The following is a 14,677-nucleotide window of genomic DNA, read 5'->3' as shown; positions in this document are numbered from 1 at the left end:
CTTAGACCTTCATCAACTCTGCTTCTTTTGCTGCTAAACGCTTTTCAACTTCAGCAACAAATTTATCTGTGATTTTTTGGATTTCATCGCCAGCACGACGCTCATCGTCTTCAGAAATTTCTTTTTCTTTCAACAACGCTTTAATATCACCTAATACATCACGGCGAATATTACGAATCGCAACTTTTGCATTTTCAGCCTCGTTACGTGCCACTTTTTGCATATCACGGCGTGTTTCTTCAGTTAATGCCGCCATTGGTACACGAATTGAATCAGCAGTAATTGGGTTCAAACCTAAATCTGACTCACGAATTGCTTTATCGATTGCAGCAACCATGGTGCGCTCGAAAGGTTGAACAAGCAATGTACGCGAATCTTCAACACCAATGTTAGCAACTTGGTTTAATGGCACATCAGAGCCATAGTAAGGAACCATTACGCCGTTAAGAATTGATGGATGTGCACGACCTGTACGAACTTTAGCAAAACCATGCTCTAATGAGTCTAATGATTTATTCATGCGCTCTTCAGCATCTTTTTTAAGATCGTTAATCATGTGATCTTCCTTACCTAATTCTCAAAATTTAAATCAAAATAGTGTTTAGTATAAATAGCTTTGAAAGCCACGTACATCAATTAGTAACGTGAGTACCTTCTTTTTCACCCATAACCACTGACAATAACGCACCTGATTTATTCATATCGAATACTTGAAGTGGAACATTGTGGTCACGACATAAGCAAATCGCAGTTAAATCCATTACACCAAGTTTCTCATCTAAGACTTGGTCGAATGTTAATGCATCATATTTAACAGCATCTTCATATTTGCTTGGATCTTTATTGTAGACACCATCCACCTTCGTCGCTTTGAGAATTAAGTTAGCCTCAATCTCAATACCACGTAAGCATGCAGCCGTATCTGTCGTAAAGAATGGATTACCAGTACCCGCAACAAACACACAAACTTCACCATTATTTAAATGACGAATCGCATCACGGCTAGAATATGATTCTACTACTGTACCGATTGGTAATGCTGACATTAAACGGGTTTTGATATTACGACGTACCAATGCATCTCTTAGCGCCAAACCATTCATCACAGTTGCTAGCATACCCATTTGATCACCTGTTACGCGACCAACCAACCCATCTTGCTGTAATTGGCTACCACGATAAAGGTTACCACCACCCACAACGATACCAACTTGCACACCTAGACCAACCAAGTGAGCAATAGATAAAGACATTTGATCAAGCACCTGCGCGTCGATACCCATATCTTTATTGCCTGCTAGCGCTTCGCCCGAAAGTTTTAGCAGAATACGACCAAAGCGTGGTTTTTTAGAATCTAACATCACAAACTCCAATATCCGAATTCATTTATATGTAATACTTCAAACAATTATGCGGTTTTAATTTCAATCAATTCTGCATAAAGGTCGTATTCATCCGCATCAGTGATTTTAACAACCAGTAAATCACCTGCTTTAATCTTGCTCTTATCAATATCTTCTACAAAGACATTTCCATCAATTTCTGGAGCATCTGCATAAGAACGCGCCACTGCAACTGGAAACTCTTCTTCTAGATCATCAACCAGCACGGTCATAGTTTGACCAATACGCTTTTGTAGCTTTGCAGCAGAAATTTCTTGCTGAACCTGCATAAAGCGTTCGTAGCGTTCCTGTTTAATTTCTTCAGGCACATGATCTGGCAGATCATTTGCAGTTGCACCTTCAACTGGAGAGTATGTAAAACAACCAACGCGATCGAGCTGAGCTTCTTTCAACCAATCTAGAAGTTGCACGAAATCTTCTTCAGTTTCACCCGGGAAGCCAACAACAAATGTTGAACGAATGACTAAATCAGGACACTTTTCACGCCAAACTTTTAAACGCTCTAGCGTGTTTTCACTATGCGCTGGACGCTTCATTAGTTTTAAAATTTTAGGGCTAGCGTGTTGGAATGGAATATCTAAGTAAGGCAAGATCTTACCCTGTGCCATCAAATCGATAACCGCATCAACATGTGGATATGGGTAGACATAATGCAGACGCACCCAAATACCCAATTGACCTAATGCTTCACACATATCATAGAACTTAGTTTTTACAGGCTGACCATTCCAAAAATCAAGCTTGTATTTTGTATCTACACCATATGCCGAAGTATCTTGAGAAATAACCAAGACTTCCTTTACACCAGATCGTTTTAAAGCCGCCGCTTCTTCTAATACAGAACCAACTGGGCGAGATACGAGATCGCCACGCATACTTGGAATAATACAGAAGGTACAACGGTGGTTACAGCCTTCAGATATCTTCAAATATGCATAATGTTTTGGTGTTAATCGAATACCTTGTTCTGGCACAAGATCAATAAACGGATTATGTTTAGGAGGTTCAGGAACATATTGATGCACAGCTTCCATTACTTCTTGATAAGCTGCTGCACCAGTAACTTTAAGTACGTTTGGATGCATTTGACGAATTTTTTCTTCATCTTTACCCAAACAACCTGTTACGATGACGCGACCGTTCGCACTCATCGCCTCACCAATCGCGTCTAATGACTCTTGTACTGCAGATTCAATAAAACCACAGGTATTAACAACAACTAAATCAGCACCGTCATAATCCGACGCTACATCATAACCTTCAGTTTTTAACTGAGTAAGAATTCGCTCGGAATCTACCAATGCCTTAGGACAACCTAAAGAAACAAAACCGACTTTGGGGGATTTCATGAATCTGCGCTCCACTAGAATCCGCGTATTGTATGTCTTTTCAATTCATAAAAACAGTTGAAAACCCCACTCTTTGCATAACGCACCAAAATATTCCCATAAATTTTAAAAAATATTGCAATCGCACCAATATGATGCATTATTAAATAAACCCAACTTTGCATGAATATTTTGCAATCGCTTCGCGCTTTTTTTCTTAATAAATGAGTTCATTTTAGTTGTTTTTAACGATTTCAAACAAAGTTGGCTCATATTTTGCTTTATTTGAGGACGTTAAAATTAAATAACTCCCTCTTTGTGAGCAGTGATGGAAAAACTCATAGATGCAATTGCTCTATTTTAAGACAGGATTTTGAGGTTAATGAATCAACAACCAACGATTGATTACCGTTTACTCGTAGACAACTTGAGCACTGCGATACTTTTAGTCGATAGTGAATTAAATATTTTTTATTTAAATTCCTCATGTGAAGCACTCTTTGATATCAGCTTATTAAGAGCATCAGGTCAATCTGTGCTCAGTATTTTACAATCTCCAGGTGATTCATTTAACACAGAAGAAGCACTCACGAATACATTACTCACGGGGCAAGCTTATACCCGCCGTGAAGCGACTATTATTGTGAACTTTAAAGATGTACATGTTGACTATTCTGTTGCCCAACTTAACACTGGCAAAAGTTATCACCCCCTCCTTCTGATTGAACTCAATCCAATTGATCGAATGTTGAAAATTTCTAAAGAAGAAAATTTTATTCAACAACATCAGGTCGCACGCCAATTAATCAGAGGTGTCGCGCATGAGATTAAGAATCCATTAGGGGGCATACGTGGCGCAACTCAATTATTGGCACGTAGTTTAAATGATCCTGAATATAAAGAATTTACGGACATTATTATTAGTGAAGTAGATCGCCTGAGAAATCTTGCTGACACAATGCTCGGTTCTCGGCAGTTACCAAGCTATGAACCTGTAAATATTCACGAGCCTTTGGAACGCGTTCGTTCTCTGATTGTAAACCAAACAAAAAAGAAAATTAAAATTACTCGCGATTATGATCTTTCTTTACCTGATGTTGAAGCAGATCGGGATCAACTTATTCAAGTGATGTTGAACATCAGTGTAAATGCTATTCAGGCCATGACTGAAAATAAAGAGTTTTTTCAAGACACTCAACCTGAATTAACCCTGCGTACACGTATTCATCGCCTTGTCACGATTAACGGAACTTTACATCGCTCAACTGTTCGAATTGATATCGAAGATAACGGCCCTGGCGTTCCAGAGGAAATTTTAGAGTCCGTATTTTATCCATTAGTCACAGGACGCGCTAAAGGAACAGGCTTAGGTCTGAGCATCGCACAAAATATTATGCATCAACACAATGGAATGATTGAATGCCAATCTGTTCCAGGCAAAACCGTATTTAGTCTTTATATACCTTGGGAGTTAAACCATGTCGCGAAATAAAATTTGGGTAATAGATGACGATCGCGCCATGCGTTGGGTTCTAGAAAAAACATTTAAAGAAGAAGGTTTAGATGTTACCAGTTTCGAAGAAGCTCAATCTGCACTGGATCAGTTACTTGATGATACACCTGATGTAATTTTGACAGATATACGGATGCCAGGAATTGATGGTCTTACCTTTCTCGCTAAAGTCAAAGGTCATTATCCTGATCTACCTGTGATCATCATGACGGCACATTCGGATCTAGAGTCAGCAGTATCAAGCTATCAAACGGGTGCTTTTGAATATTTACCAAAACCATTTGATATTGATGAGGCTTTAGCACTTGTCAATCGTGCCATCATGCACATTAATAAGCTCCAACAACAAGAATCTGCGAAATCATCCGTACAGCCAATTCAATCAACTGAGATCATTGGAGAATCTCCTGCAATGCAGGAAGTCTTCCGAGCAATTGGACGTTTGTCGCAATCACACATTACGGTATTAATTAATGGTGAGTCAGGTACAGGTAAAGAGTTAGTCGCTCATGCATTGCATCGTCATTCACCACGTAGCAGCAAGCCATTTATTGCGCTTAATATGGCTGCCATTCCGAAAGATTTGATTGAAACTGAATTATTTGGTCATGAAAAAGGTGCATTCACTGGCGCTAATACTCAGCGACAAGGTCGTTTTGAGCAAGCCAATGGCGGTACATTATTCCTTGATGAAATTGGGGACATGCCATTCGAAACCCAAACGCGTTTATTGCGTGTTTTAGCTGATGGCGAGTTTTATCGCGTCGGTGGACACATTCCAGTGCGTGTTGATGTCCGCATTGTCGCTGCGACTCACCAAGATCTAGAAAAATTAGTACATGATGGACGCTTCCGTGAGGATCTTTATCATCGTCTGAATGTAATTCGTATTCATATTCCTAAACTTGCTCACCGCTCGGAAGACATTCCGATGCTCGCACAACACTTTCTCGCACGAGCAGGTAAAGAACTTGGTGTAAGTCCAAAGATTTTACGTACAGAAACTATTGAATACATGAAACAGTTGCCTTGGCAAGGTAATGTACGTCAACTTGAAAACACATGTCGCTGGCTGACAGTGATGATTACTGGAAGAGAGGTTTACCCAGAAGATCTTCCTTCTGAGTTAAAACAACTACCAATCCAAAAATCTGATGATCCAAATCATCCACACAATCAAGCAGATCGTATCGCTATTCAGCATTGGGATGAGTTGCTTAGTCAGTGGGCTGTACAAAAACTCAAAAATGGCGAAATGAAATTATTGGATATCGCCACGCCTATGTTTGAACGCACCTTAATTAATGCTGCACTACAACAAACTCGAGGAAGAAAACGCCATGCTGCTGAGCTTTTAGGTTGGGGTCGCAATACCTTGACTCGTAAGCTAAAAGAATTAGGAATGGATACTGCTGAAGATGATGAAGATGAAGTTGTAAGCACTACTGCCGAGTAAACTTCTAGATTTAGGTTAATCAACACATTTGATTAACCTATTCTTCATCATAATTCTAAAATTTTAAATCATGCTCAATATAAAATACAAAAAGATGAGTCCAAATGAACAATAATCACTTAAAGCATAAAACTTATCTAGGTATCATCTTCTGCCTTATTTCTTCACCCTCCTTTGCCACAGTCGGCGGTCCGGAGACAATTGAAGTACTAGGTTCAGATATTAAAGATCAGAAAATATATTATTTACGCCATTACCATGATGAATCTGGTCGACTACCAACACTTTATTATTATTTGCTCAACAGCAGAAACCCACATAAAGCGATTGAGGTTCAATCCATTTATACCCCATTAAATATCCGAAATCACATTACTGAAACTCAGCATACGCTTCGCAAAATTCAAAGTATTCAAGCTCGCCTTGTCAAACCAGCGCCATTAAGCCCTAAGACTGCTAACCTAAAATTAAATAAACAAAGAGAACAGACTGGAAATTTTTGGTTAAACGTGCCTGAAATTAAAGTAAGTAAATTCCAATCTCAGGTACAACTCAGCCAACGTTCTAAACCTTCAATGTATAAAAGCCAACAATTCGAGAATATTCGATATCATCGTAATTTACCTCAGATCAAAAAACTTTACGCATTTCCTCACACTTTCCCCAATTATCGCGTTGCAGTTATTAGTTATATGGGTATTCCTACTGAAACAGGCTACGAAAAACAAGATGCCATTTTACTCTGCTCAACAAAATAAAAAGCTCCCGAAGGAGCTTTTTATTATGCTTTTCAAGCACGCTGTTCAATTGGTACAACTTTGCGTAATTCAGGTCCTGTGTAATCTGCACTTGGTCGAATAATACGGTTGTCCGCACGCTGCTCCATCACATGTGCCGCCCATCCTGTTACACGAGACATCACAAAAATTGGCGTGAATAGCTTCGTTGGTATACCCATAAAGTGATAAGCAGAAGCATGGAAGAAATCAGCATTACAGAATAATTTTTTCTCTCGCCACATGACTTCTTCACAACGTACTGATACTGGATATAAAACAGTATCTCCTACGTCCTTAGCCAAGCGCTCAGACCATACCTTAATAATCCCATTACGTGGATCATTGTCTTTGTAAATTGCATGACCAAAGCCCATGATTTTTTCTTTGCGTTCGAGCATACCCAGCATTTCGCGCTCAGCTTCTTCAGGAGATTTCCATTGCTCAATCATATCCATTGCCGCTTCATTTGCACCGCCATGCAGTGGACCACGCAAAGAACCAATCGCACCTGTAATACACGAATGTAAATCTGATAACGTCGAAGCACACACACGTGCCGTAAATGTTGAAGCGTTAAATTCATGTTCTGCATAGAGAATTAAAGAAACATTCATGACTTGTTCATGCAATTCATTAGGTTTTTCGCCACGCAATAAATGCAAGAATTGAGCACCAATTGAGTCGTCATCAGTATTTTCTTCGATACGAACACCATCATGGCTATATCGATACCAATAACAAATAATGGCTGGCAATGTTGCCAAAATACGATCAGCTATATCTTGCTGTTCACCAAAGGACTGTTCTGTTTCTAAGTTACCCAACATAGAAACACCTGTACGCATAACATCCATAGGATGTGAATCTGCTGGAATACGCTCAAGCACTTCTTTTAGTGCTTGTGGTAATGCTCTCAGTGATTTTAGTTTTGCTTTATAGTCCGCAAGTTGTTGCGCCGTAGGTAGTTCACCAAAGAAAATTAAATATGCAACTTCTTCAAATTGGCAATTTTCCGCCAAATCCTGAACATCATAACCACGATATGTTAAGCCTGCACCACTTTTCCCAACGGTTGAAAGTGCTGTTTTACCTGCGACTTGTCCACGCAATCCTGCGCCAGTCAATACTTTTCCTTCAGCCATTTTTTTATTTCTCCTGAGTGAATAGCTTATCTAGTGTGTTTTCGAAAGTATGATAATCAAGGAACTCGTATAATTCTTTTCGTTGTTGCATTTTATCAATAACATTCACTTGCGTGCCGTCTTTACGAATAGAATGCATCACTTCTAATGCTGCTTTCTGCATCGCACGTGTCGCAGACAATGGGTATAACACCATAGAAATTCCCTGTTCTGCTAGCTCTTCGGTCGTATAATAAGGGGTATCACCAAATTCAGTGATATTCGCTAGCACAGGCACACCTACAGCATCACAGACTGTTTTATACATCGTTATATCAGTCATCGCTTCCGCAAAAATAGCATCAGCTCCAGCTTCAACACATGCACATGCACGATCAATGACGGCTTGAAGCCCTTCTTTTTGCAGCGCATCCGTACGTGCCATGACCACGAAATTAGAATCAGTTTTTGCATCAACAGCAGCCTTAATACGGTCTACCATTTCTTGTTGTGACACAATTTCTTTATTTGGACGATGTCCGCAGCGTTTTTGCGCAACTTGGTCTTCAATATGAACAGCAGCAGCTCCAGCAGCGATCATTTGCTTGATACTTCGTGCAATATTAAATGCACCGCCCCAACCTGTATCAATATCCACAAGCAAAGGCGTATCTACACGTTCAGTGATACGACGAACATCTTCAAGCACATTATCTAAACTCGTCATTCCCAAATCAGGAAGACCATAGGAATAGTTTGCAACACCTGCGCCTGATAGATAAATTGCCTTATAGCCAACTTGTTTTGCCATCATTGCTGCATATGCATTTACAGTTCCGATGATTTGTAATGGCTTTTCCACTTCTAATGCTTGTCTAAATCTTAAGCCTGCAGACGATTGTTCTGTCATATTCCTTTCCACAGTGTTTACTATAATTATCGAGTTTTTAGTATATCTATAAATTTAGTTTGATATATGACCGTTTAGTATTTTTGCTCTAAAACTTTAGTCATATAAAAATGAATTATCATTCATTTTTTGATTTTGTTATTATTTTGAGTGTCAGGCGTTAAGTGCTTTAATTTGTTATACTCCATCTTCAATTTCATTTTTCGCTATTGTTACTGCATGCAACATCCATTTCCGCATATTGAAACTTCTGGTTGTGATATGCCCCATACTCGCCGTGGTCAAGAACGACGTTTAGCATTATTGCTAAGCGCCAATACGCTATTCTTGGAACGTGGCTACGATGCTGTGTCTTTGGATGATATTGTTCAACATGCTGGAGGCTCCAAAGCATCTATTTATAAATATTTTGGCGGCAAAGAAGGCCTTTTTACTGCTATATGTGATTATCGACGTGAACTCTTTTTTAAAGATATCTGTGTTGCATATGATCCAGATCATGGCGATTTTAGATCTTATCTGATACATACACTACTTAACTTTCATCGCCACATTAAAAAAGAAGATCATACTGCCTTTATGCGCCTCGTGATTGAGCAATCCCAAAAAAATCCAGAACTTGCTCTTTATTTGCACGAAAAAGGCCCTAAACATATCCAGTTAGCGATCGCAAATGCATTAGAAAATGCGCATAAACTTGGTGTGTTAAAATGTGAAAATCCTTTATTTTCTGCTCAATTATATTTCGGAATCTTAAGAAATTTAGAATGGAAAATTTTAATGGGGATACCAGTACTTGAAACCGATCAAGAAACCATCGAATACATCAGCTATTCTGTCGATCGCTTCCTAGATGGGCACCAAAAAGTCTAGTTTTTTTGCAATTCTCTTTACATATAGTATATTAGTCGATTCTCGTTTTTTTTCATCAACCAACAATTATTGGTCGTCTCATTCACTATTTTGACGAAACAATGATTGTGGAGTAACCATGGCTCTACGACATTTTCTTACTTTACGTGACCTTTCAACTGCAGAATTAAATCGCATTATTGATCGTGCTATAGAATTAAAACGCATGCAGCATAATCATGAAGTCTACCAACCCTTTGTTGGTAAAGTAATGGGAATGATTTTTGAAAAATCGAGCACACGCACCCGTGTTTCTTTTGAAGCTGGTATGACCCAATTTGGTGGTAGCGCAATTTTCCTCTCATCCCGGGATACGCAATTAGGTCGCGGCGAACCGATTGAAGATTCAGCTCGCGTTATTTCAAGCATGCTTGATATTGTGATGATTCGTACTTTTGGCCACGATATTGTCACACGTTTTGCAGAATATTCTAAAGTCCCAGTTATTAATGCACTGACCGATGATCACCACCCTTGCCAATTGCTTGCTGATGTTCAAACATTCGTAGAAAACCGTGGCTCTATCCAAGGCAAAACCGTTGCGTGGATTGGTGATGGTAATAATATGTGTAACTCATATATCGAAGCTGCACATATGTGGGGCTTTAAACTTAAGATTGCATCACCAAAAGGTTATGAACCAAAACCTGAATTTCTCTCTGAATTCGCGCACTGCGCCGAAGTTGTAGACTCTGCTGAAGATGCTGCAGTGAATGCCGACCTTATCGTTACTGATGTTTGGGCCAGCATGGGACAAGAAGAAGAGCAAAAAATTCGTGAAAAAGCTTTTGCTGATTTTCAAGTCAATGAACGTCTAATGGATCTTGCTCATCCAGACTGTTTATTTATGCACTGTTTACCTGCCCATCGCGGTGAAGAAATTTCAGAAAATATGCTCGATCACAAAAATGCTGTGGTATGGGATGAAGCTGAAAACCGCCTTCACGCTCAAAAAGCACTTGTTGAGTTCCTCATCAATGAAAGCTTAAAAAAAGATTAATTTCATCCACTAAAAAAGCACCCTCGGGTGCTTTTTTATTTTCTAATTCTTAATAATCATCTTTTAAATATTTAGGTTCTTTGGGAAGTTGCCAACTACAAAAGAAACATACGATTAAAATAATGATCACGTAAATAAAAAATGAATTTTCAATTCCTGCGGCCTTAAACTGCAAGGCAACAGAAGGTGCAGAACCACCAAATACGGCATTACCTATCGCATAAGAGAAACCTACACCCAACGCACGTACATGCGGAGGAAACATTTCAGCTTTTACAATACCGCCAATAGAGGTATACAAACTAAGCAATAGCATCAGGAAAATCAGTAGCATCGCGACAATGAATGGAGTTTCGCTAAAATATCTCATCCCGATTGCCATGACTGGATAGATAAATATAGCCATCAGACCACTAAATAACAGCATAGAATTTCTGCGACCAATACGATCTGACAATGCACCAAAGAATGGTTGCGCCACCATGAGTACAAAAATGCAGGCTGTCATCATCAACCCTACCGTTTTAGGATCTATTCCAATATTGGTAAGGTAAGTTTTTGAGTAAACTGTAATCACATAGAAACTAAGAGAGCCTGCTGAAGTATAACCAACCACCAAAAGGAAAGTTTTCCAGTGATTTTTAAAAAGCTCACGAAGTGTACCAGAATCTTCTTTATCACTTTCATCACTGGATAAAGTCTCTTCTAATCTACTTCTCGCTAATAAAGATAAAATTGCTGCAACACCACCAATAATAAATGGAATTCGCCATCCCCCATCATAAAGCTGCTGTTCAGACATAAAAGCTAAGAATATTACACCCAATAAACTTGCAAGGAGTTGACCACCCGTGAGCGTTACGTATTGAAATGATGAAAAAAAGCCACGTTGACCTTTTAAACCCAATTCACTCATATAAGTCGCCACAGCACCATATTCACCACCAACGGATAAGCCTTGAAGCAATCGAACCATTAATAATAAAAACGGTGCAGCCATACCCACTTGCTCATACGTTGGTAACGCTGCAAACATGAAAGAACTTATAGCCATCAATATAATTGAGATGACCATTGATTTTTTTCGACCGTGTTTATCTGCAATTCGACCAAAAAGCCAACTACCGATAGGTCGCATAAAAAAGCTTGCTGCAAATACACCCCACACATAGATGGCTTGGGTAGAACTATCCATATCTGGCGCAGTTAAAGCTTGGGTAAAATATACAGCAAATACTGCATATATATAAAAATCAAACCATTCAACTAAATTACCAGAAGCTGCACCAATAATTCCTTTGATACGGCTGGTTTTTTCTTGCTTGGAATATGTTGTAGACAAATGAAAAATCCTTATTCTAATTACATTGTTTATTGTCGAATAATGATGAAACTCTGAAGTATTTCAAAATTATAGGCGGAAAATATATGCCTATTTCATGCCAATTTAAAAAGCCTTTATGTAAATTTTATTAAATAGGCTTCTAAATTTTTCTCAAAAATATTCAAGGTCGATTTATTATTAATTTAATTAAACAGACTTTCTCCTATAACAGCTCACCGAATTAAGCCTTGTGGCTGTAAAATGATAATCAGCGCCCCGAAAATAACCACTCCGCCACCAATGATATCCCATTTAGTAAGATCCATTTGATCCACAAACTTTAACCACAACAATGCCGAACAAATATAAATACCTCCATATGCAGCATATATTCGACCTGATGCTGCTGGATGCAAAGTCAATAACCACACAAAAGCAGCGAGTGCGACAAAAGTGGGTAGCCACAACCAATGCGAACGCCCTTGATTTAGGATCAAATATGGAAAGTAACACCCTAATATTTCCATCAGTGCTGTCAGAAAAAATAAAGCTGTCGTAGATATTACTTTTGTAACTTGTATGTCCATACTTTCACCCAAAAATTAAAGCCCGTTTAAATAAACGGGCTTTAATACAATTAATAACACACTATGCTGGTTCAGCTGCAGAATCTTCAAATACTTCCAACTTTAATCCAACAGCTTTGCCATCTTCTTTTTTAACTGTTACTGCTACATTACCGCCGTTTTCAGCCAGCTCACCAAATAAAATCATTTCAGCAAGCGGCTTTTTCAAATGCTCTTGAATCAAACGCTGCATTGGACGAGCACCCATCAGACGATCATAACCATTTTCACTTAACCAATCTCGTGCAGACTGATCTACTTCTAAAACAACTTTTTTGTCATCAAGTTGAGCTTGAAGTTCTGTAAGGAATTTATCTACTACAGAATCGATTACTGTCGTAGGTAGAGCTTTAAATTGAATAACCCCATCTAAGCGGTTTCTAAACTCTGGTGTAAATGCCTTCTTCATTGCTTCCTGATTATCACGACTATTATCTTGCTCTGTAAAACCAATACTTGTACGGGAAATACTTTCAGCGCCAATATTCGTTGTTAACACTATAATGACATTTCTGAAGTCTGACTTACGACCATTATTATCAGTTAATGAACCATGATCCATGACTTGCAGCAATAAATTAAACACATCAGGATGTGCCTTTTCAATCTCATCCAATAACAATACACAATGTGGATTTTTATGTATTGCGTCAGTCAGTAAGCCACCTTGATCAAAACCAACATAACCTGGAGGTGCACCAATTAAACGTGAAACCGCATGGCGTTCCATATATTCAGACATATCAAATCTGACTAGTTCAACACCGAGTAGTTTTGCAAGTTGTTTTGTTACCTCAGTTTTACCTACACCAGTAGGTCCTGCAAATACAAAACTACCAACTGGCTTATCTGGTGCTTTAAGCCCAGCTCGTGACAATTTAATTGCAGAGGATAATGCGGTAATCGCCTCATCTTGACCAAATACAACTCGTTTAAGATCACGCTCTAAGTGCTCAAGTACAGATTTATCATCTTTAGACACAGTTTTAGGTGGAATTCGTGCAATTTTCGAAACAATATCTTCAATATTTTCAACTGTAATCAAAGTGTTATCTTGATCAGCTCTCAAACGTCGTTGTGCCCCTGCTTCATCTATTACGTCAATCGCTTTATCTGGGAGGAAGCGATCATTGATAAATTTAGCCGATAACTCAACTGCAGAAACAAGAGCTGCATCATCATATTGAACTTTATGAAATTCTTCAAATTTAGACTTGAGTCCACGAAGAATATCAATTGTTTCATTAATTGATGGCTCATTAACATCAATTTTTTGGAAACGGCGTGATAATGCATGATCTTTTTCAAAAACTTGACGATATTCTTGAAACGTTGTTGAGCCAATGCAACGTAAAGTACCATTTGCCAATGCAGGTTTGATTAAATTCGATGCATCCATAGTGCTACCCATACTTGAGCCTGCACCAATGATCATATGAATTTCATCTATAAACAAAATTGCTTCGGGCTTCTTCTTTAGGGCATTTAACAATTGCTTCAATCGTTTCTCAAAGTCACCACGGTATTTTGTACCTGCAACAAGTGCACCGATATCCAAACTATAGACTTCCGCATTCAGCAGTGGCTTTGGTGCTTTATTGTTAACAATCAGCCAAGCCAAACCTTCTGCTATGGATGTTTTACCCACACCTGGATCACCCACCAAAAGCGGATTGTTTTTACGACGTCGACATAGAATTTGAGCTGCACGCTCAATTTCTTTTTCACGACCAATCAAAGGATCGGTTTTACCCTTTAAAGCTTCTGCATTGAGATTTAGGGTATAAAGTTCTAATGGACCTGCATTTGCTGAGGCTGAGTTTTCACCATCTAAGTCATCCGTTTCTTCTTCAGCTGGAACATCTTCCTTACGCGCACCGTGTGAAAGATATTGAGTTAAAGTAAGACGATTGATTTGGTGGCGTTTTAGCAAATAAACCGCAAATGAATCTCTTTCTGAGTACATTGCAACCAGTACATCTGCACCTTCAACTGTCCGATCTCCACCACTAGACTGAACATGGAAAATTGCACGTTGCAATATACGATCAAAGCTTTCTGTAGGATGAGGCGCTTGCTCAGCATTATCGCCTAATTTAGGCGTATGTTGCTCTACATACTCTTCAAGTTCTTTACGCAAACTGACAATTTCTGCACCGCAGGCTTTTAGTGCATTCACGGCAGAATCATTATCTAAAAGTGCGAGTAACAAATGTTCAACTGTAAGAAACTCATGTCTCTTTTGACGAGCCATGCTAACAGCCAAACGCAGTGATACTTCTAATTGACGACTGAGCATGTGATC

Annotated in this window: 13 protein-coding genes; 5 read left to right on the top strand and 8 right to left on the bottom strand. The window is 38.9% G+C overall.

Annotated elements, in window-relative coordinates; translation table 11 throughout:
• Position 1: 1 nt before the first annotated feature.
• From frr to rimO, 3 genes are all read right to left on the bottom strand, one after another.
• Positions 2 to 556, bottom strand: a complete 555-nt coding sequence (frr, locus tag AC1M9H_RS01675; RefSeq protein WP_035263669.1) for a ribosome recycling factor — start codon at positions 554 to 556, stop codon at positions 2 to 4.
• 76 nt (positions 557 to 632) lie between these two features.
• Positions 633 to 1,361 (bottom strand): UMP kinase, encoded by a 729-nt coding sequence (gene pyrH, locus AC1M9H_RS01670; protein ID WP_035263670.1) that lies wholly within the window; start codon positions 1,359 to 1,361, stop codon positions 633 to 635.
• A 47-nt stretch (positions 1,362 to 1,408) separates the two neighbouring features.
• Positions 1,409 to 2,752, bottom strand: coding sequence for a 30S ribosomal protein S12 methylthiotransferase RimO (gene rimO, locus AC1M9H_RS01665; protein WP_035263671.1), 1,344 nt, complete (start codon positions 2,750 to 2,752; stop codon positions 1,409 to 1,411).
• 361 nt (positions 2,753 to 3,113) lie between these two features.
• Here rimO and glnL point away from each other — a divergent pair, with 361 nt between their 5' ends.
• The 3 genes from glnL to AC1M9H_RS01650 all read left to right on the top strand — a co-directional run bounded on the left by glnL (position 3,114) and on the right by AC1M9H_RS01650 (position 6,458).
• Positions 3,114 to 4,223 (top strand): nitrogen regulation protein NR(II), encoded by a 1,110-nt coding sequence (gene glnL / locus AC1M9H_RS01660; protein WP_180027802.1) that lies wholly within the window; start codon positions 3,114 to 3,116, stop codon positions 4,221 to 4,223.
• Positions 4,210 to 5,700 carry a nitrogen regulation protein NR(I) gene (glnG, locus tag AC1M9H_RS01655; RefSeq protein WP_481591044.1) on the top strand — a complete coding sequence of 497 codons (1,491 nt, stop codon included), beginning with the start codon at positions 4,210 to 4,212 and terminating at the stop codon, positions 5,698 to 5,700. Before glnL ends, glnG begins: the two co-directional genes overlap by 14 nt.
• A 104-nt stretch (positions 5,701 to 5,804) precedes the next feature.
• Positions 5,805 to 6,458: an aminotransferase gene (locus AC1M9H_RS01650; protein WP_481612593.1), complete on the top strand. Its 654-nt coding sequence runs from the start codon at positions 5,805 to 5,807 to the stop codon at positions 6,456 to 6,458.
• 32 nt (positions 6,459 to 6,490) lie between these two features.
• Here the strand turns inward: AC1M9H_RS01650 and prpC are convergent, their stop codons facing one another.
• Both prpC and prpB read right to left on the bottom strand, forming a co-directional pair.
• Positions 6,491 to 7,621, bottom strand: a complete 1,131-nt coding sequence (gene prpC / locus AC1M9H_RS01645) for a bifunctional 2-methylcitrate synthase/citrate synthase (RefSeq protein WP_092766353.1) — start codon at positions 7,619 to 7,621, stop codon at positions 6,491 to 6,493.
• Between the two features lie 4 nt (positions 7,622 to 7,625).
• On the bottom strand, positions 7,626 to 8,510 hold the full coding sequence (prpB, locus tag AC1M9H_RS01640; RefSeq protein WP_035263679.1) for a methylisocitrate lyase: 885 nt from the start codon (positions 8,508 to 8,510) through the stop codon (positions 7,626 to 7,628).
• Positions 8,511 to 8,729: 219 nt separating this feature from the next.
• Here prpB and AC1M9H_RS01635 point away from each other — a divergent pair, with 219 nt between their 5' ends.
• Both AC1M9H_RS01635 and argF read left to right on the top strand, forming a co-directional pair.
• Positions 8,730 to 9,383, top strand: a complete 654-nt coding sequence (locus AC1M9H_RS01635) for a TetR/AcrR family transcriptional regulator (protein ID WP_092766355.1) — start codon at positions 8,730 to 8,732, stop codon at positions 9,381 to 9,383.
• Positions 9,384 to 9,501: 118 nt separating this feature from the next.
• On the top strand, positions 9,502 to 10,422 hold the full coding sequence (argF, locus tag AC1M9H_RS01630) for an ornithine carbamoyltransferase (protein WP_481612592.1): 921 nt from the start codon (positions 9,502 to 9,504) through the stop codon (positions 10,420 to 10,422).
• 49 nt (positions 10,423 to 10,471) lie between these two features.
• Here the strand turns inward: argF and AC1M9H_RS01625 are convergent, their stop codons facing one another.
• From AC1M9H_RS01625 to clpA, 3 genes are all read right to left on the bottom strand, one after another.
• Positions 10,472 to 11,764 carry an MFS transporter gene (locus tag AC1M9H_RS01625; RefSeq protein WP_481612591.1) on the bottom strand — a complete coding sequence of 431 codons (1,293 nt, stop codon included), beginning with the start codon at positions 11,762 to 11,764 and terminating at the stop codon, positions 10,472 to 10,474.
• A 215-nt stretch (positions 11,765 to 11,979) separates the two neighbouring features.
• The gene (locus AC1M9H_RS01620; RefSeq protein WP_092766358.1) at positions 11,980 to 12,333 is read right to left on the bottom strand and encodes a YnfA family protein; all 354 of its coding nucleotides are present in this window, start codon (positions 12,331 to 12,333) and stop codon (positions 11,980 to 11,982) included.
• A 61-nt stretch (positions 12,334 to 12,394) separates the two neighbouring features.
• Complete coding sequence (gene clpA, locus AC1M9H_RS01615; RefSeq protein WP_035263687.1) at positions 12,395 to 14,671, bottom strand: ATP-dependent Clp protease ATP-binding subunit ClpA; 2,277 nt, start codon at positions 14,669 to 14,671, stop codon at positions 12,395 to 12,397.
• Between the last annotated feature and the right edge of the window lie 6 nt (positions 14,672 to 14,677).

The organism is Acinetobacter sp. ANC_7512 (assembly GCF_056779935.1).
The sequence above is the reverse complement of the archived record's forward strand: the minus strand, read 5'-3'. Positions and strand labels throughout refer to the sequence as shown.